The following is a 17,861-nucleotide window of genomic DNA, read 5'->3' on the forward strand; positions in this document are numbered from 1 at the left end:
TTTGCAGTTGCTATTTTATTAATAGCTGCTGGCGCAGGTGCTACCTGCGCCAGTGGTCTATTTGGCTTGCGTTAGACCGCCGGCGGTCCGGCCAGCACCCGCAGCGCCGGCAGGCTGGGGAACAGCGTGTACAGCGTGCCGCGCGTGGTGACGAAGGGGGTGAAGCCGCTGAGCGGTTTGTTCGCCCCCCCGCCCAGCGGGATGTCGTACTGGCCGCCGCTGCCCTCGTGGTTGCCGATCAGCGGGTCTTTGGCCGTGCTGTGGTTGGGCACGCCAAACGGGTTTTTGTTGCCCCACTCGGACACCAGGTGCTCGAACTGGTCTTCCAGGCTGGCGCAGAAGAACAGGCCGAGCAGGCCGCGGTCGCTGTCGGCCCCGTCACCTGCCGGGCCGTAGGGAATGCCACGGCGCAGCAGCGGCCGGCGGCGGAACGGCACGACCGGGTCGGCGCGCGGGTTCATGCGGCGGATGTGCGCGCCGAACGGGCAGCCCAGGCCCTGCTTGTCGGTCGAGAAGTCGAAGTCGTTCAGCTCGGCGTTGGACTGGGGGCTGTGGTCCGGCCCGGGCTGGTTGGGCGATGCCGCATCCACTACCCGGCCGTCGTGCCAGCGGCCCAGCAGCTTGGCGCGCACGTAGTCGGCCGACGGGGCGTCGCTGGCGGCCTTGTCGACGAAGGACTCGAACGCCGCCGTGTCCTGTGCCATCTTGCGGAATACCGAGAAGCTGCCGTTGGCAAAGAACTGGCGCACCGGCTCGTCCTCGCCGCTGAGCAGCCAGCGGTTATAGCCCTCGTCGTTGTCGTGGCCCAGCAGGAACTCGCCCGGCGCGTGGAACTGCGGCTGCAGCTTGAGATCGGCGTAGTGGGCGGCATGCGGGTGCAGGCCGTTGATCAGCGGGTTGGTGAGGCCGTCCAGGTAGCCGAAGTGGATGCGGCGCTTTTTGCGCTCGCGGTTCAGGTGGCCGCCCTGGAAGGCTGCCGTCCAGCCCTCGGGCGCAAACGCCGGGCCGGCCAGCTGCTGCAGCGTGGCCTGGGCCTGGTCCAGTTCGGCCTGGGTGTCGGCATGCAGGGTGAGGAAGATGTGCGCCGTGTTCGGCCGAAAGCTGGTATCCCACTGCTCGGCAGCGCTGGGGCCGGTATCGGACAGCCGGTGCGCGGCGCGCTGGTAGGCGCCCTGGGCAAAGGCCGGCGCGCGGTCCTGGAAGGCGCGCAGGTACACCGTTGGCAGCTGCAATTGCTGCAGGCCTTGGAAGGTGAAACCTATGCCCATCGGGCAGCGTTGCTGGGCCTTCAGCCGTTCGGCAGCGGCGCGCGAGGCGGTGGCCGAGACCACCCAGCCGCCGTCCAGCAGCGCGCGCAGAAACTGCCGCGCCGCATCGGCCTGGGTGATGCTGAGCACCAGGTAGCGGCTGCAGTGGAAGTCGTAGCCGTTGGCCACGATGTTCTGGATGTGGGCTTTTTCCAGCCGGGCGGTGTGTGGCATTTAGCGGACCTCCGGGCTGGCAACGATGTCGGCCACGGTGCGCAGCGGGTAGGCGCTGTAGAAATAGCGCCCGGCCGGTGCCTTGTTGTGCAGGCGGATGGCGTCGATGAATTCCTTCGGAAACTCGGCCACCGGCAGCGGCGGCGCATGCTCGATGTGCTCGAACAGCAGGTCGAACAGCGGGCCGATCTGCAGCGCGAAGTGCTCGATATAGGCGTCGAAGTCGCCGTCGAAGATGGTGTGCAGCACCAGCTTGCTGTCGTTTTCCAGAAATTCGAAGAACGCGAAGTGCACATGGCGCGCCTGCTGCAGCCGCAGCTCGATGCGCGGTGCGCCGTAGACGATGATCTGCTTCAGCGCCTCGGCGTGCACGGCCAGCGGCTTCTTGATTTCCATCACCACGTTGAGTGATTGCTGGATGACCCGTTTGTCCACAGTGAACTGCAGCGGGAAGCTGCTGCAGTTGAAGCCCCAGTGTTTTTGCAGCCGGTTCGGTTCACCGGTGGTCGGGTCCAGCGTTTGCGCCAGGCCTGGCAGCAGCAGCACCTGCTGCACCACCTGGGCTACCAGCGGCATGGCGATGTACTTGCCCAGGCACTGGTGCAGGTGGTCGCGGGGGTCGCCACCGAAGAGCAGTGGATCGTCCTGGGTGGCCGTGGGGCGGAATTCGTGCGGATGCGGCTGGCCGTCATCGCGCGTAGCGGCGCCCACTGCCAGGATGACCAGCGACCCGGCCGGGACGCGCACGCCGTCCGCGTCGCCAAAGGGGTTGTCCTTCAGCACCCGGCGCGGCAGGAAGGGGGCGGGCGGCTGCAGGCGCAGCGCTTCCAGAATCAGACTGCTCAGGGCCCCGGCATCGGTCGGGTTCTGCGCCGCACGCAACGCGGCGGCCTGGGCCAGCGGCATCTGGCCCAGGGTGAAGAATTGGCTGATAGCGATGCTGACGCTGGCCTGCACATTGCCGATGATGCCGGCGATGGAGCCGACTACGATGGCCGCCAGCTCCGTACCCGAATACTGGGCCGCGGTGCGCGCCAGCCGTGGCAGGATGGGCTCGAAATCCTTCAGCAGTTGGACGCCCTGCGGCGGGAAGGCGAAGGTCTGCAGCTCCTTCAGTTCTAGCTGCAGCGCGGCGACATCGTCCTGTTCTTTTTTACCGATGGCCTGCTGGTACTGGTCGATCAGTTGGCCCACACGCACCAGCAGCATGCCCATCGCGCCCGAGGCCTGGGGCACGGCGAGCGGGTTGGCCACAAAGTGGCGGGCGAACATCTGGTAGCTCATGCCGTTGTAGGCCATGCGCATGGTCTGTTCCAGCAGGCCTACATCCGACTGGGCGAAGCCGAACAAAAAGCCGACAAAACGCAGCGCCGCCTGCTCGCTCAGGTAGGCGAGGTCGAACTCACGGGTCTTCAACGGCAGCACCGCGGCGGCCTGGTAGGCTAGCGCCGACAGCGCGGCAATGGTGCGGTCGTCGTACTTGAACGCGCTCATCGCAAACTGGCGCTGGGCCTTGTGTTCGTCGGTGGCAGGCGTGGGCTGGTCCTTGTCCAGGCCCAGCATGAAGGTGCCGCTGCCCAGCGCCAGGTAGGGCGAGTTGCTGAAGGATGCGGTGTCGGTCAGCGCCTGCTCGATATGGGCGCGCTGGGTCAGCAGGTAGACGGTTTGGTGGTACTGCGAGTCGCCGGGGTCGCTGGCCCGGGCCTTGGTGTCGGCCCGGCTGGTGAAGGCCAGCACGCGTGGACTGTGCAGCAGTTCGCGGTACAGCGTGGCGCGTTGCTGCTCGTCGCACAGCCAGCTGAACAGCAGGCGGTTTTGCTGAAACGCCGAGTTGTCGGTCGCGTCGAAGGTACTCAGTAGCTTGGTCATGGGGGCTCCGTGATGGGGCCGACTGACCGAGATGGCTGTGGCCCGCTTTATGCCAGGATGGGTGTGCTGCTGACGAGCTGCAGTTGTTCCAGCAACGCGCTCGCAGCTTGCACGTCCTGAGTGTAGTAACCTTCTGTTACAGCGTCATACTCCAATTTGAGGATGTGCCAGGCATCCTGCGGCCGGCCTTGGGTCTGCCACAGACGGCCCAGGCTGGTGGCGCTGCGCAAGGCGGCCGCGTGGTGCTGGTGGGCGCGGGCAAACTCGAGTGCGCCCAGCAGCCACTGCTGGGCTTCCAGGCTGCGGTCCTGCCCGTGCTGGGCGGCCGACTGCAGAATCAGCTCGCCAGTGAGGCGCCGGACCTCGGCCTCGTGGTAATGCTCTTTGTACTGGCAGACCATTTCGAAGGCCTGGGCCAGCACGGCCAGGCCCTCGTCGGGGCGTCCGGCCAATGCCAGGCCTTCGGCCTGCATCGCCAGGTACAGCGGGCGGGTCACGACCGCGCCGGTGGATACCCACATGCCATAGGCTTGCCGCATTTCCTCGACCCCGGCTGCAGGATCTCCGAGTTCGGCCACCAGGCGGCCGTGCAGCAGCTGGGCATAGGCCAGCCAGACCGCAAAACCGTTTTCCTGGCAGATGTCCCGGGCGCGCTGGGCGCACTGCAGGGCTTGCGGGTGCTCGCCACGGAACAGGTGCACCGAGGCGCAGAACGCATAGGCTTCGGCCATGCTGAATTTATGTTCGAGCTGTTCGGCCACGGCGACAGCTTTTTGCGCGCGGGCCAGGGCCTGGTCGGCCTGGCCGATCTCCCACAGGGCCCAGGCCGAATAGCAAAGGCAGATGACGCCCGGGTCCTGCACCATGCTCGGGTGGTGGGGGATGGCGTCGTAAGCGACCAGGCAGGCGTCGAGCCGCTCCACCGTGGCCGCAAATTCGCCTTGGTGGAACAGGATGTTGCCGACCGCCCATTGCAGCTGGATCTTGCGGATCGGGTCGACCGAGTCGCCCAGCATGGCGGTCGCTTGGCGGGCGATGATGTGGGCGCGCTCGAAGTCGGCACGCATGAAGTGGTAGCCCTCCAGGCCGAGCAGGGTTTTCATCTGCGCGGCTTCGTCGCCGGCCCGCTGGCAGAGCTCGGCGGCGCGCTCGTACGCATGGCCGACCTGGTCGGCGCCATAGCCGTGGGTGGCGATCAACTGTCCGGCCAGCATCAGCTGCAGGCGCAGCTCGGTGCGGTCGCGCTCGGGTACCGCCGGCAGCCGGGCCAGCAGGCCCAAGCCGCTGCGCAGGTGGTTGGTGGCCTCCATGTGGGCCGAGCGGGCGGCGGCGCGGCGGGCTGCGCGTTCCCAGTATTCGAGGGCCTGGGCGTCGTTGCCCGACTGCGCAAAATGGTGGGCCAGCAGCTCGGGCTGGCTTTGCGCCAGGTCCTGGAATTGCTCGCGCACCACGTTGGCAATGGTGCGGTGCAGGCGTTTGCGGTCGCGCTCCCACAGCGAGCCGTAGGCAGCGTCGCGCACCAGCGCATGCTTGAAGAAGTAATTGGCGCTGGCGCCACTGCCTTTTTCGACCAGCAGGCCCGAGCGCACCAGGGTGGCCAACTGGGCTGGCAGATGGTTCAGCCCGATGGGTGAGGTTTCGTGGCCCAGAATGGCCTGCAGCAAGGGCAGCGAGAACTCGCGGCCGATGGTGGCGCCCACCTGGGCGACCTGTTTGGCGCCGGCCAGCCGGTCCAGCCGGGCCATCAGCAGGTCGTGGATGGTGGTGGGCACCGAGAAGCGGGCGGCCAGGGCGGCGTCGCCGCTGTGCGCCTGCACCCCCAGGTCCATCACCATGCGCGCCGATTCCTCGATGAACAAGGGCACGCCGTCGGCTTTTTCGGCCAGCAGCTGGACCATTTCGCCCGGCACGGCAGAGGGGCCGCAGGCGGTCAGTATCATGGCCCGGGTGGCGTCGGGCGACAGGCCCTTGAGCGGGATCTCGTGGACTGCAAAGCCCGGGTCGTGCGGGGGCGGCTGCTCCGAGCGCAAGGTCAACAGAATCAGCAGCGGTGCCTGTTCGGCCTCGGCCACCACGCGGTGCAAGAACTCACGGGTCGATGGGTCTATCCACTGCAGGTCTTCCACCACCAGGCAGACCGGGCCGCGCCGGGTTTCCTGCAGCAGCCAGGCGACCAGTACGTCCAGGGTACCCTGGCGTTGTTTCTCGGCCGAGGTTTTCGGCGGCGACAGATGGCCTTCTACGGGCACCGATAGCAGGGAGGCGACCAGCGCCAGATTACCGTCGTGCGCCATCTCCTGCGGCAGCCGGTGTCGGATCCTGTCGAGCTTGGCTTCGGTGGTGTCGTCGTCGCCCAGGCGCAGCCGCCGGCGTAGCAGGTCGATCAGCGGATGGAAGGCGCTATGGATGTGCTCCGGCGTGCAGCGGCATTCGATGGCCCGGTGGCTGCGCGCCGTGAGCCGGCGGCGGAACTCGCTGGCCAGGCGCGATTTGCCCATGCCGGCCTCGCCCGACACCAGGACGCAGCGCAATGCGCCGGTTTGCACGCCGGTCCAATGGGTTTCCAGCAGGTGGATTTCGGCGTCCCGGCCCACAAACGGGGTCCGCGGTGGGGCGCCTTCGCGCGGCTGCGTGGTGCCATCGAGCACTTCGCCCAGCACCTGGTAGGCGGTGGTGGTCAGCGAAAACCCCTTGAGCTGGGGCAGGCTGTCCAGGCGTTCAAAAATGAATTTGTTCTTGACGATCTGCCGCGTCGAGTCGCTGGCCACCAGCGTGTTAGGCCGGGCAATCGACTGCAGCCGCGCCGCCAGGTGCAGCGATACCCCGAAGGGCTGGCCGGCCTTGACCACCACGTGGCCGGTGACCACGCCCAGGCGCACCTGGATACCCAGCTGTGTGACCATTTGCAGGATTTCCAGCCCGGCCCGCAGTGCCCGCGCGGCCGAGTCCTCGTAGGCCAGCGGAATGCCGAAATAGCACATCACGCCATCGTCGCCCTGGGGGCTGTCCGATATGCCGCCCCAGCGCGCCACAATGCCCGCGCAGGCTGCGTGGTAGCTGTCGAGCATGTCGCTATAGCGCTCGGCACCCCACACCCCCAGCAGCTTGGTCGATTCCACCAGGTCGCAGGACATGGCTGTGACCTGGCGCAAATGGTCGCCCAGTCCGGGGCGGTCGCTGGCCGGCTGCAACACCAGTTTGGCGTCACCGTAGAGTGCCGGGGTCCAGGGGCGCCGGCCGGCGGAGTCGTGATGGGCGCTGTGCTGCAGGCCTTCCACCCGGGCCAGGCGCACCGCTTCCCCCAGGGCCAGGCCTTGCGCCAGCCCACGGTAAAGCGCGTGCATGCCGTCCACACTGTTGTGCCCGTCCATCCAATGGGTTTGTACCAATACGGGAGCGCTGCGGTGGCAGGCGGTTTGCAGCCAGGCCGTGTTGCTGGTCTGGCCGGCTGTGCTGGCCAGGCTGTCGAAGACCAGCAGCTGGGCGGTTTTGGCCTGGCGCGCAAGGTCGTTCCAGACCAGCGGAAGGGTGTGCGCCGTGGCGGGGTGCAGGCTGGGGTCGATTGCGTCTATGCAATGCACCACGTCGCTCTCGTCGGCCAGCCGCAGCAGGGCTGGGCGCTCCAGGGCCTGGGCGCTGGCTTCGGTCACGACCAGGTATTCCATGGTCCGCAGCCGGGTGGCCAAGGCATTGCTGTAGTCGTTGTGGGCCTGGCTGCTGCCTGTGCCCAGCACCAGCAGCACCCGCAGGGTTTCGCGGTGCAGGTCGACGCGCGGCGTGAAGGCCAGGGTGGCATCGGACACGATGCGCCGGGCGATCTGGAATTTCTCGCCCAGAAAGTTCTTGCCGTCGAAGGCCATTTCCCAGGGGATGTCGAGCAGCTTTGCATCCAGCTGCAGGCACAGGTCGCGCGGTGGGCTGTGGCGCAGCAGCAGGCGGATTTTTTCCGGAAACAGCCGCGCAAACAGGCCGGCGCCCCGAGTCTGGAGTTCGAGGTGGCTGGCCGGGGCCAGTTCGGCCAGGGGCGCCAGTGTGCACGGCGCCAGCTGCAGGCTGGTGATGAGTCCGATGGCGCGCCCGTCGGAAATCGCCATCGACATGCGCGACTCTTCCAGCAGCACCGTCATGGTCAGGGCGGGGGCGTCAAAGGTATGCACTGCGCAGTTCCGTCGGCGGCGGTGTCAGAAGGTGTAGCCGGCCCGCGGGGGCAGCTGGACCACCATGTCAGACATCGGATAAGCCACGCAGGGCAGGATGTAGCCCTCGGCTTTTTCCTCGGCACTCAGGCCGGGCCAGGCGATCTGGTAGCGCACCCGTCCGCTCAGCAGCAGACAAATGCAGCTGCGGCAACTGCCGTTGCGGCAGGAACTGGCGAGCAGCAGACCCGCGTGCTCGGCCGATACCAGCACAGGCAGGTCGGGTGGGGCATCAAAGTGTTCAGCCTCAGGAAAAAGGCTGACTTTGTAACGGGTTGCTTCTGATGGCATGGGTGGCTTGAGTTTAGTCTGAGCCACCCTCCGGTGCCAAGAGCCTGCGTTTTGCGGCGACAATCCTGCTCCCCCGAAATACTTTCGTTCTTTGGCCGCTGTTGGCCGCTACTTCCCCATGACCAGTCCTCTCTCTATTGATGTTCGCCCCGCCGTGCTGCGCGAGGCCCAGGCGATTGCCGATTTGCACGTGAGCGCCACCGCCGCCGCTTACCAAGGCCTGGTGCCGGACGAGCATCTGAACACCTTGCCCATGCCCAAGCGCCTGAGCCTGTGGCGCGAGGCCATCGAATACGGCGATCCGCAGGTGCAGGTGGCGCTGGACGGCGACAAGATCGTCGGCTTTGTGGGCTTTGACCGTTCGCGCGACAAGGGCACGAAGAACACCGTGGGTGAAATCTGGTCGATTTACGTGGCGGCCAGCCATTGGGACAAGGGCGTGGGCCTGGCCCTGTGGGATGCGGCCCGCGAAGCCCTGGTCGAAGAAGGCTGTACCACCGTCACCGTGTGGATTCCGCTGCGCAACGAACGCGCGCTGCGGTTTTTTGACCTGGCCGGCTTCAAGCGCGAACTCAACACCGCCAAGACCGTGCCCATGGGCGACATCAAGATCGAAGAAATCCGCCTGAAACGTGCACTGGACTGATTTGCTATTTATTAGATAGCGTATTGCGCTTATTGCGTAAGCGCTAGAGGTCTAAAAAGCATATATTTAGCGGGGTGGCGTCACCACCTCGCCGGGAGGGGCTGCATCAGCACGATCTGGCGGTTGTCGATGCGGACGTAGCCGCCGTTCTCCAGATCTTTCAATATCCGGCTGACCATTTCCCGGCTGCAGCCGGTGCGGCTGGCGATTTCCTGGTGGGTCAGGCGCTCGGTGATCTTGTGGGTGCCGTCTTCTTGTGGGCTGGCCAGCCCCAGCAGGCACTGGCTGAGTCGTCCGTAGACGTCGACAAAGGCCAGGTTGCGCGCGCTATTGGTCGCCATGCGGGCGCGGCGTATCACCTTGGACAGCAGGTGCAGCGCAAATTCCGGGTGCCGGGCAATGAAGCCCAGCAAGGTGGTACGCGTCAGCAGCGCACAGACAGTGGACTCCAGGGTTACCACGCTGGCAGCGCGGGGGCCGCCGTCCAGCGCCATTTCGCCAAAGTATTCGCCGGGGCCGATTACGCCAAAGGTGATTTCCTTGTCGTTGTCGTCGGTGCAATACACCTTGACCCGCCCGTCCACCACCACAAACAGCGTATCGCCGGCGTCGGCCTCGTGGATCAGGATCGAACCCTTGCGGTAGCGTCGCACTTCACCCAGCGGCACCAGCTCACGCACCAGTTGCGGATGGCTGGGGTCGTCGCAGAAACGTTGGGTCAGGGTCGGAAGTGGGGTTTGCATGGAATAGGCGGGCGCAAGCGGCGCACGCCAGTCTAAGCCATGGCAAGCCTGTAAAAAGACGAATGCAGGCCCGGGTTACGGGCGTAAAGGGGCGCTAAGTGGGGCTTAGTGCTGCACTGCAGCCATGTGCCGCGCCATGGGCGGCAGGATGGACACGGTTTCCACCAGCTGGCGGATGGTGTCGCAGCGGGTCTTGAGCCGGATGCTGCGTAGCTGGCTACGCACGGTGGAGATCTGCACGCCGTGGTGCTGGGCGATTTCGGTGGGGCGCATGCCGCTGCAGACCGAGGCCAGCACATTGCTTTCGGCGCTGGTCAGACCGCGTTCCCGGGCGAACAGCGCCATGGTCGAGCTGTCGCACAGCTGCTGTTTGGCAAATACCAGCAGGGCATAGGGGGTGGGTGTCGGGGCATTCAGCGGAACCACAGCCACGCTGGTGGTGCAGTCTTCACCGCCCAGGCTGATCAGGGCGCGCACGCCGCCATGGGCACGCAGCAGTGCGCGTTCCAGCTGGGCGTGGTCGGTGGGCAGCAAGGTGCTCAGACGTCCGGCCACTACGCACAGGCCGCTGCGCAGGCTGCCGGGGCCGTTGAGGCCGTCGTGCGCCAGGCGGTTGGCAAAACGGATTTGGCGGGTTGCCATGTGCACCAGGGCCAGGCCGTAGTCCATTTGCTCCAGCACACACTGCATCAGGCCCAGCGCGTCGGGGGATTCACTGGTGCTGGGTTCGTCGATGTAGTTGACGGATTCGGAGGCGAGGGCGGCGAAAGTAGAGTGCAACATGGCGGATTCCCTGGGAGCCCGCTGGTCCTGCGGTATGCAGGCCGGTGCATGGAATGCGGTAGGCAGCGTGGCTGGTACCAAGCATATGTAAACCTAGTGTTTCTAGGCGGTTACTTTGGAGGGCGGATTTTGTGACGCATGCACCAAAAACCCTGGTTTAGGGTTTGGAACAGGGTGCCGGCGAGGCTCAGCGTTGCGCCACCAGTTCCTGCAGCGACTTTTCGTAGCTGCCTAGCCAGCGCACCGCGGCTTCGCGCTGCTTGGCGGTGGTGCTGTTGTGCACCGCGGCCATGCCTTGGCAGTCCTGCTGGGCCAGGGCTGCCACATAGCTGCGGTAAGCGGCCTGGGGCGAGTGCGTGGCCCGCTGCAGCAGGCCGCGGACCGCTTGCAGGGTGTCGGCAGCGCCGGGGGCGGCGCGCTGCAGCTGGCGCAGGGTTTGGAGGATGTCGGTTTGCCGGCGCTGGCGCTCGGCGTACAGCAGCTGCGGATCGAAGCCCGACAGCTCGACCTGCTGGCGGATCAAGGCCTTCTGTGCCGGGGTGACGCGGCCATAGACCATTTCGGCACGCTCCAGGGCTTTGTCGTAGCGTTTGGCGCGCATTTCTGCGGGTTCCGGCGCCAGCCATTCCTTGCGGAACTCGGCATTGTTCTTGGCGTATTTGCGCTCCAGCTGGGCCAGCTGCGCCGGCGTCAGGCTCAGCGCCAGGGTGGTGGCGGCCGATTCGCCGCTGAGCAGCAGCTCGTCGACAAAGCCCCGCACCTGGTTGCCCATGCTGCAGATCTGTTCAGGCGCCAGGTCATTGGCGACCAGGGTCTGGGCCTGGTTCAGCCATTCGGCGTAGCTGGGCAGCTGCTGCTGGCGGTGCTGGCGCTGCAGCAGCACCAGGTCTTCGCGCAGCTGCCGGGTTTGGGATTTGTCCAGGTCCACATAGCCGTCCAGCCACCAGACAGCCAGGTCCACGCCGTTGTTGTAGCCCAGCTTGATGCCGGTGCAGGCAGGCAGCGCGGCGGCCAGCAGCAACAGGCCGATAATTCGAATCCACCCGTGCCTGCGCAGCGGCTGGAAAGCCTGTTGGACACCCATTCGGACGCTGCGCAAGCCGTTCCATTTACCTCTAAAGAAACAAGACATGGCAGAAGTCGATGTAGTCATCATGGCGGCGGGTAAAGGTACCCGCATGAAAAGCAAGTTGCCCAAAGTGTTGCATTCTTTGGCCGGGCGCGCACTGCTGGCCCATGTGGTGGATACCGCCAGCGCCCTGCAGCCGCGCAACGTGGTGGTGATTACCGGCCACGGTGCTACAGAAGTTGAAGCAGCTCTCGCAGGCTACATCAGCGCTAGCGCCCTGTTTTCTTTAAATTTCGCACGCCAGGAGCCGCAGCTCGGCACCGGCCACGCGGTGCAGCAGGCCTTGCCCTATCTCGCAGACGACGGTGTGGTGATTGTCCTGTCCGGCGATGTGCCGTTGACCCGGGCCGATACCTTGCGCCAGTTGCTGGCGGTGGGCGGCGGTGACAAACTGGCCTTGCTGACCCTGGAATTGCCCGACCCCAGCGGCTATGGCCGCATCGTGCGCGAGGGCGATGCGGTGCAGGCCATCGTCGAGCACAAGGACGCGAGCGAGGCCCAGCGCGCGATCCGCGAAATCTACAGCGGCATCATGGCCGTGCCGGCCGCCCGCCTGCGCACCTGGCTGGGCCGCTTGGACAACCGCAATGCCCAGTCCGAGTACTACCTGACCGACATCGTGAAGATGGCCGTGGCCGATGGCGTGCCGGTGGTGGCGCACAAGATTACCGACGAGCTGCAGGTCGCCGGCGTCAACAGCCCGGTGCAGCTGGCCGAGCTGGAGCGTGCCTACCAGCGCCAGCAGGCCCTGGCCTTGATGGAGCAGGGCGTGCGCCTGGCCGACCCGGCGCGGCTCGATGTGCGCGGCAGCCTGGAATGCGCGCAGGATGTGTCCATCGACGTGAACTGCGTGTTCGAAGGCACGGTGGTGCTGGGCGAGGGCGTGCGCATCGGCGCCAATTGCGTGATCGCCAATGCCCGCCTGGCGGCCGGCGTGGTGGTGCATCCCTTCACCCATATCGACGGCGAAAAAGCCGGCGTCACGGTAGGCGCGGGCAGTTTGATCGGCCCGTTTGCCCGGCTGCGCCCCGGCGCCCAGTTGGGGGACGAGGTGCACATCGGCAATTTTGTCGAGGTGAAGAATTCCACTATGGGCGATGGCGCCAAGGCCAACCACCTGGCCTACCTGGGCGACGCCACGGTGGGTGCGCGGGTCAACTTTGGCGCCGGCAGCATCACCGCCAACTACGACGGCGCCAACAAGCACCGCACTGTCATCGGCGACGACGTGCACGTGGGCAGCAACTGTGTGCTGGTGGCGCCCATCACCCTGGGTGCCGGCGGCACCGTGGGTGGTGGCTCGACCCTGACCAAGGACACCCCCGCAGGCGCGTTGAGCGTAGCCCGCGGCCGCCAGGTGGCGATTGCCAACTGGAGCCGCCCGAAAAAGGCCAAGCCTTGACCCAGCCGGATACCGCCACCCAGATCGCCGAGCTGCAGGCCCGCCTGCAGCAGAGCGAGGCGCGCAATGCGGCGCTACAGGACGAACTCGAGCACTTTGTGCGCAATGTCTCGCACGATCTGCGGGCCCCGCTGCGGCATATCAGCGCCTATGCACCGCTGGTGCGCGAGATGCTGGCCGAGGGCGAAGACCCGGCCCCTTGCCTGGACACGCTGGAGCAGTCGGCGCGCAGCATGGCCCGCATGGTCGATGCGCTGCTGGAGCTATCCCGCCTGGGCCGCATCCCACTGCAATGCCAGCCATTGGACATGGCCGCGCTGGTCGCCGAGGCCCGGCGCGAGCTGGCCGCCGACTGCGCCGGCCGCAACATAGCCTGGCAATTGCCCGACACTTGGCCGGCGCTCAACGGCGACGCCGCCTTGCTGCGCCAACTGTGGCGGCATCTGCTGTCGAACGCCATCAAGTTCACCCGGCCCCGGCTGCAGGCGCAAATCGCCATGGGCTGGGAGCCGGCTGCCGAGGGCTTCAGCTTCTGGGTGCGCGACAACGGCGTAGGTTTCAACCCGGCGGCCAGCGGCACGATGTTTGGCCTGTTCCAGCGCCTGCACACGGTCTCTGAATTCGAGGGCGCCGGCATCGGCCTGGCCCTGGCCCGCAAGATCGTGCAGCGCCATGGTGGCAGCATGTCCGCACAGGCGGTGCAGGATGGTGGGTGTACCGTGCGCTTTACCTTGGCGGCGGGTTAGCATGGTGATAATCCGCCCATGGCTCCGTGCCACCCCAGATTACTTCCATTGAAAGAATCGATAATGAAGAAAACACTCCTTGCTGCCACCTTGCTGGCGGTCGCATCCATGGCCCACGCCGAACCCAATCCCGCCAAAAAAGAGCTGATCAACAAATTGCTGCAAATCCAGCAGCCTGCGGTGGACATCACGGCGTCGGCCCTGGCCGAACAACCCTTGCTGCGCCTGAAGCAGCAAGTGGAGGCCGCCGTCCAGTTCCGCGTGCCGCCCGAACGCCGCGAAGCGCTGGGCAAGGAAATCCAGGGCGACGTCAAGAAATACATCGACGAAGCCCGCCCGCTGTTGCGGGAGCGCGCGAACAAACTGGCCCCTTCGACCATCGGCGTGTTGCTGGACGAAAAGTTCACGGAAGACGAGCTGCGCCAGCTGATCGCGCTGTTGGAGTCGCCGGTACAGCGTAAATTCAACCAGCTGGGCCAGGAACTCCAGAAGTCCCTGGTCGACAAGCTGGTGGCCGACACCAAGGGCCAGATCGAGCCCAAGCTGAAGACCCTGGAGCAGTCCATTGGCAAGCGGCTGGAAGCCGCGGCGCAACCCGCCAAGTAAATCTAAAGAAATATGGCTCTGGCGTAGGCATTACCTGCGCCAGCAGCTATTTGCCCGCAGCTATTTATTAGATAGCAACTGCTGCCGGGTTCAGGCCGTGGCCAATTCCCGCGCCACCGAGCCCGCATAGGCCAGCCCGGCCGCCACGCTGGAGAAGCGGTCGCCGACCACCATGCGCGACTGCGGGAACAGGGCTTGCAAAGCCTGTTGCAGCGGCGCCAGCGCCGACGAGCCGCCGGTCAGGTACACAGCATCCGGCCGCTCCACGCCGGCCAGTTCCACACATTCCTGCGCGCACTGCACCACCCGGGCCAGTTGGGCCTGCAGCGCCTGGGCCAGGTCTTCGGGCGTGAGCCGGGCGTCCAGGCCACGCTCAATGCAGTCCAGGTCGATATCGGCCGGCGCCGCGCTCAGCGAGCAGGCGATCTTGGCGGCTTCCACATTCGCTAGGATGTGGTGGCCTACGCGATGCTGCAGCACCTGCAGCAGCCGCTGGTGCATCCGGCGGTCGGTATAGGCGTCGCGCAGATCGGCGGCCTGGGCCAGGCTTTTGCGCGAATACGACTGGTGGATCAGATGCCAGGTGCTCAGGTCGAAAAACACGCCGGAGGGCACTTCGCGACCGCTGGGGCCGGTATGGCCCAGGCCCAGCAAGGGCATGGCGTGGCGCAGGTTCAGGATCTGGTCGAAGTCGGTGCCGCCTATGTGCACGCCGGTGGTGGCCAGAATGTCGCGGCTGCGGTCGCCCAGCGCCTGCCGGCCGGGCCCAACCCGCACCACGGTGAAGTCCGAGGTGCCGCCGCCAATGTCGACCACCAGCACCGTGGTGTCCTGGGTGACGCGGCGCTCGAAGTCAAAGGCCGCGGCAATCGGCTCCAGCTGGAACTGCACTTCGTCAAAGCCGGCGGCGCGCGCAGCCTGCTCCAGCGTGGCCTGGGCCAGCGCATCGCGGGCCGGGTTGCCGTCGACAAAATGCACGGGCCGGCCCAGCATGGCGTGCTGCACCGCGTGGCCCAAATGGGCTTCGGAGCGCTTCTTCAGCTCCTTGAAAAACAGGCCCAGGATGTCGGAAAAACCCATCAGTTGGCCGTTGACCACGGTTTTCTCGTCCATCAGGCTGCTGCCGAGCAGGCTTTTGATGGAGCGCATCAGCCGCCCGTCGGTGCCGGCCAGATAGGCCTGCATGGCGGCAGTGCCAAAGCTGGTGTGCTGGTCTTCGTGCGAGAAGAACAGCGCGGTGGGCAGGGTGGGCTTGCCTGCGTCCAGCGCGATGGTGTCCAGGCTGCCGTCGGCGCGCACCAGCGCCGCCACGGTATTCGAGGTGCCGAAATCGATACCGAGCATCATCCCTTGCTCGCCCCCAGCACCGACTGCAGGAAGCGGCTGATGTCGGCCACCTCCTGGGGGTGCACGCTGTGCGGCATGGGGTAGGTATGCCATTGCACCGGGTAGCCCAGGGCCAGCAAGGCCTGGCGCGAGGCCTCGGCGCGCGGCAGCACGACCACCGGGTCGGCCGTGCCGTGGGCCATGTAGATGGGGGTCCGGGCGTTGGCCGGATGCCGCTCAGCGGCCAGGGTGCCGGCCAGCGGCAGATAGCCGGACAAGGCCATGATGCCGGCCAGCCGGGCGCTGTGGCGCAGCCCGGTGTGCAAGGCCATGGCGCAGCCCTGCGAGAAGCCGGCCAGCACGATGTGTTCAGGCGCAATGCCACGGGCGACCTCGTGGGCGATCAGGGCTTCGATGGCCAGCGCCGAGGCGTGGATGCCGGCTGCGTCTTCCTGCCGCACCAGGTCTACGTTTTTGATGTCGTACCAGGCGGGCATCACATAGCCGTTGTTGATGCTGACCGGCATGGTCGGCGCATGCGGAAACACGAAGCGGATGGGCGCGCAGCCGCGCAGGTCCAGCTCGGGCACGATCGCCGCAAAGTCGTCGCCGCTGGCGCCCAGGCCGTGCAGCCAGATGATGGCGGCGGTGGGATGGGGCGCGGTTTCGATTTCAATGCGCTGCAGAAGAGTGGTCATGGTGCGTACTAAGGGTTTTCCGCAGGTTCGCGGCGTCAGGAGGGTAGTGATTCTAAGGAGCTACGGTGAACCCGGGCAAAATCGCCCGCATGCCCTTTCTGCGCCACTGCCTCTTGCCAGCCGTCTTCCTTGCCTTTTGTGGGCCCCTGGCGTGGGCCGCGGACGCACCGGCCAGCAAGGACATGCAGATCGTCCAGCGCATCGACGACGTGCTGGTCGGGGTGGATGCGGTGTCGCTGGAGATCCTGGGCCGCCGCCATGTGGCTGGCACCTATTTCTTGATCAATCTGCGCCGGCCCAGCCCGGTGGCCGGCTATGCCGATTTTGTGGCCGACTGCCAGGGGCCGCTGCGCATCGCCACCCTATCGTCCACCCTGCCGTCGGGTTCGCTGCAGCCCGAGCCGCCGCCCCTGTTGCCCCGCCGCGCCACGGCGCTGGACCTCGAGAGTCTGAGTTTCAACCCGGTACATATGCTGGACGGCACCTGGCTGGTGGCCGAATTCGCCTGCCGCAGCAGCAGCCAGCCCGGCGCGGCACGCCATATTGCCCGCCAGCTGCGCGAAAAAGGCGGTCCGCCCGACATGCTGAGCGTGTATTGCGACCTGCAGGCCGACGGCAGCAACGAGACCCGGCGCGGGGTGGAAGTGCGCTTCAGCGAACAGGACGACGCGGTGGCGGTGAACCACCAGTGGCTGAGTTCGGGCTTTGTGAGTGACACCGAGGTGGTGTTCGGCAGCGGCGCCCAGTGGGTGGTCGACCGCCAGGCCCGCCGCGCGCGCCTGCTGGGCGGCAGCGGCGCGCTGCTGTTCGAAGGCAAGTGCGACAGCCGCGCACCCTAGGGTTTAGGCCAGCAGCGCCTGCGCAAACTCCCGCGCGTTGAAGGTTTCCAGGTCTTCCAGCTGCTCGCCCACGCCGATGAAGTACACCGGAATCGGCCGCTCCTGGGCGATGGCGGCCAGCACGCCGCCCTTGGCCGTGCCGTCCAGCTTGGTGACGATCAGGCCGGTGAGCTGGATCGCGTCGTCAAAAATCTTCACCTGGCTGACGGCGTTCTGGCCGGTATTGCCGTCGATCACCAGCAGCACCTCGTGCGGCGCCGTGGCATCGGCCTTCTGCACCACGCGGCGGATTTTCTTCAGCTCTTCCATCAGATGCAGTTGCGTGGGCAGGCGGCCGGCGGTATCCACCAGCACCACGTCGCGGCCACGGGCCTTGCCGGCGCTCACCGAATCGAAAGCCACGGCGGCCGGGTCGCCGCCTTCCTGGCTGATGATTTCCACCGTGTTGCGGTCGGCCCAGACGCCCAGTTGCTCGCGTGCCGCGGCCCGGAAGGTGTCCGCTGCTGCTAGCAAAACACTAGCGCCTGACGCAGACAGGTGGCGCGTCAGCTTGCCAATCGACGTGGTTTTTCCGGCGCCGTTGACGCCGGTGACCATGATGACGGTCGGCGTGTGCTGGCCGATCACCAGGGCTTTTTCCAGCGGTGCCAGCAGCGCGGTGATGGATTCGACCAGCAAGGCTTTGACGGCCTGCGGCTCGGTGGCCTTGGCGGCCTTGACCCGCTGCTTCAGGTCGGCCAGCAGGTGCTGGGTGGCCTTGACGCCGGTGTCGGCCATCAGCAGCGCGTCTTCCAGTTCCTCGTACAGCGCATCGTCGATCTGCGTGCCGGTGAACACGGTGGCGATGCTGGAGCCGGTCTTGCGCAGGCCGTTCTTCAGCTTGCCCAGCCAGTCGGCGCGCGGGGCGGCGGGGGCGGCCGGCACGGGATCGGCAGCTGGCTTGGCCGCGAAAGGGTTGCGAAGCCAGCTGGAGGCGGGGGCTTCGGGTGCTGGCGTAGAGGCGGGGATAGGCAGGGGCGCAGGCGCCGCGGCGGGGGCGGGAATCTCGGGGGTAGGAGGTTTTTTCTTGAAAAAGCTGAACATAAAGGGCGTTCTTAGAATCAACC

15 protein-coding genes are annotated in these 17,861 nt (G+C 66.3%); 5 read left to right on the top strand and 10 right to left on the bottom strand.

The genetic code is table 11. The features are described from left to right. Positions 1-71 precede the first annotated feature (71 nt). The 4 genes from J2X19_RS18935 to J2X19_RS18950 are packed head-to-tail and all read right to left on the bottom strand — an operon-like array spanning position 72 to position 7,837. Positions 72-1,481 carry a Dyp-type peroxidase gene (locus tag J2X19_RS18935; RefSeq protein ID WP_310375514.1) on the bottom strand — a complete coding sequence of 470 codons (1,410 nt, stop codon included), beginning with the start codon at positions 1,479-1,481 and terminating at the stop codon, positions 72-74. Then, on the bottom strand, positions 1,482-3,350 hold the full coding sequence (locus J2X19_RS18940; protein WP_310375516.1) for a cytochrome P450: 1,869 nt from the start codon (positions 3,348-3,350) through the stop codon (positions 1,482-1,484). Positions 3,351-3,397: 47 nt separating this feature from the next. Beyond that, positions 3,398-7,507, bottom strand: coding sequence for an ATP-binding protein (locus J2X19_RS18945; protein WP_310375518.1), 4,110 nt, complete (start codon positions 7,505-7,507; stop codon positions 3,398-3,400). Positions 7,508-7,531: 24 nt separating this feature from the next. Then, on the bottom strand, positions 7,532-7,837 hold the full coding sequence (locus J2X19_RS18950; protein WP_310375520.1) for a 2Fe-2S iron-sulfur cluster-binding protein: 306 nt from the start codon (positions 7,835-7,837) through the stop codon (positions 7,532-7,534). A gap of 118 nt (positions 7,838-7,955) precedes the next feature. Here J2X19_RS18950 and J2X19_RS18955 point away from each other — a divergent pair, with 118 nt between their 5' ends. After that, positions 7,956-8,483 carry a GNAT family N-acetyltransferase gene (locus J2X19_RS18955; protein ID WP_116607331.1) on the top strand — a complete coding sequence of 176 codons (528 nt, stop codon included), beginning with the start codon at positions 7,956-7,958 and terminating at the stop codon, positions 8,481-8,483. Between the two features lie 80 nt (positions 8,484-8,563). Here the strand turns inward: J2X19_RS18955 and J2X19_RS18960 are convergent, their stop codons facing one another. The 3 genes from J2X19_RS18960 to J2X19_RS18970 all read right to left on the bottom strand — a co-directional run bounded on the left by J2X19_RS18960 (position 8,564) and on the right by J2X19_RS18970 (position 11,093). Then, positions 8,564-9,226: a Crp/Fnr family transcriptional regulator gene (locus tag J2X19_RS18960; RefSeq protein WP_116607330.1), complete on the bottom strand. Its 663-nt coding sequence runs from the start codon at positions 9,224-9,226 to the stop codon at positions 8,564-8,566. 105 nt (positions 9,227-9,331) lie between these two features. Then, positions 9,332-10,009: a helix-turn-helix transcriptional regulator gene (locus J2X19_RS18965; protein ID WP_116607329.1), complete on the bottom strand. Its 678-nt coding sequence runs from the start codon at positions 10,007-10,009 to the stop codon at positions 9,332-9,334. Between the two features lie 187 nt (positions 10,010-10,196). Beyond that, positions 10,197-11,093, bottom strand: coding sequence for a DUF6279 family lipoprotein (locus J2X19_RS18970; RefSeq protein ID WP_310375525.1), 897 nt, complete (start codon positions 11,091-11,093; stop codon positions 10,197-10,199). Between the two features lie 46 nt (positions 11,094-11,139). Between J2X19_RS18970 and glmU the strand changes: the two genes are divergently transcribed. The 3 genes from glmU to J2X19_RS18985 all read left to right on the top strand — a co-directional run bounded on the left by glmU (position 11,140) and on the right by J2X19_RS18985 (position 13,892). Beyond that, positions 11,140-12,540 (top strand): bifunctional UDP-N-acetylglucosamine diphosphorylase/glucosamine-1-phosphate N-acetyltransferase GlmU, encoded by a 1,401-nt coding sequence (glmU, locus tag J2X19_RS18975; protein WP_310375527.1) that lies wholly within the window; start codon positions 11,140-11,142, stop codon positions 12,538-12,540. Beyond that, positions 12,537-13,286, top strand: a complete 750-nt coding sequence (locus J2X19_RS18980) for a sensor histidine kinase (protein ID WP_310375528.1) — start codon at positions 12,537-12,539, stop codon at positions 13,284-13,286. Before glmU ends, J2X19_RS18980 begins: the two co-directional genes overlap by 4 nt. A gap of 63 nt (positions 13,287-13,349) precedes the next feature. Then, positions 13,350-13,892: a DUF2059 domain-containing protein gene (locus J2X19_RS18985; RefSeq protein WP_310375531.1), complete on the top strand. Its 543-nt coding sequence runs from the start codon at positions 13,350-13,352 to the stop codon at positions 13,890-13,892. A 90-nt stretch (positions 13,893-13,982) separates the two neighbouring features. Here the strand turns inward: J2X19_RS18985 and J2X19_RS18990 are convergent, their stop codons facing one another. Continuing rightward, a complete protein-coding gene (locus J2X19_RS18990) occupies positions 13,983-15,239 on the bottom strand; it encodes an Hsp70 family protein (protein WP_310375533.1) in 1,257 nt (418 codons plus the stop codon). Continuing rightward, positions 15,236-15,916, bottom strand: a complete 681-nt coding sequence (locus J2X19_RS18995; RefSeq protein ID WP_310375535.1) for an alpha/beta hydrolase — start codon at positions 15,914-15,916, stop codon at positions 15,236-15,238. Before J2X19_RS18995 ends, J2X19_RS18990 begins: the two co-directional genes overlap by 4 nt. Before the next feature lie 65 nt (positions 15,917-15,981). Between J2X19_RS18995 and J2X19_RS19000 the strand changes: the two genes are divergently transcribed. Next, on the top strand, positions 15,982-16,755 hold the full coding sequence (locus J2X19_RS19000) for a hypothetical protein (protein ID WP_310375538.1): 774 nt from the start codon (positions 15,982-15,984) through the stop codon (positions 16,753-16,755). A 3-nt stretch (positions 16,756-16,758) separates the two neighbouring features. On the opposite strand, the gene ftsY is transcribed toward J2X19_RS19000, so the two are convergent. Then, on the bottom strand, positions 16,759-17,838 hold the full coding sequence (gene ftsY / locus J2X19_RS19005; RefSeq protein ID WP_310375540.1) for a signal recognition particle-docking protein FtsY: 1,080 nt from the start codon (positions 17,836-17,838) through the stop codon (positions 16,759-16,761). Positions 17,839-17,861 lie beyond the last annotated feature (23 nt).

It is taken from the genome of Rhodoferax ferrireducens (assembly GCF_031458075.1).
Lineage (GTDB): Bacteria > Pseudomonadota > Gammaproteobacteria > Burkholderiales > Burkholderiaceae_C > Rhodoferax_B > Rhodoferax_B ferrireducens_A.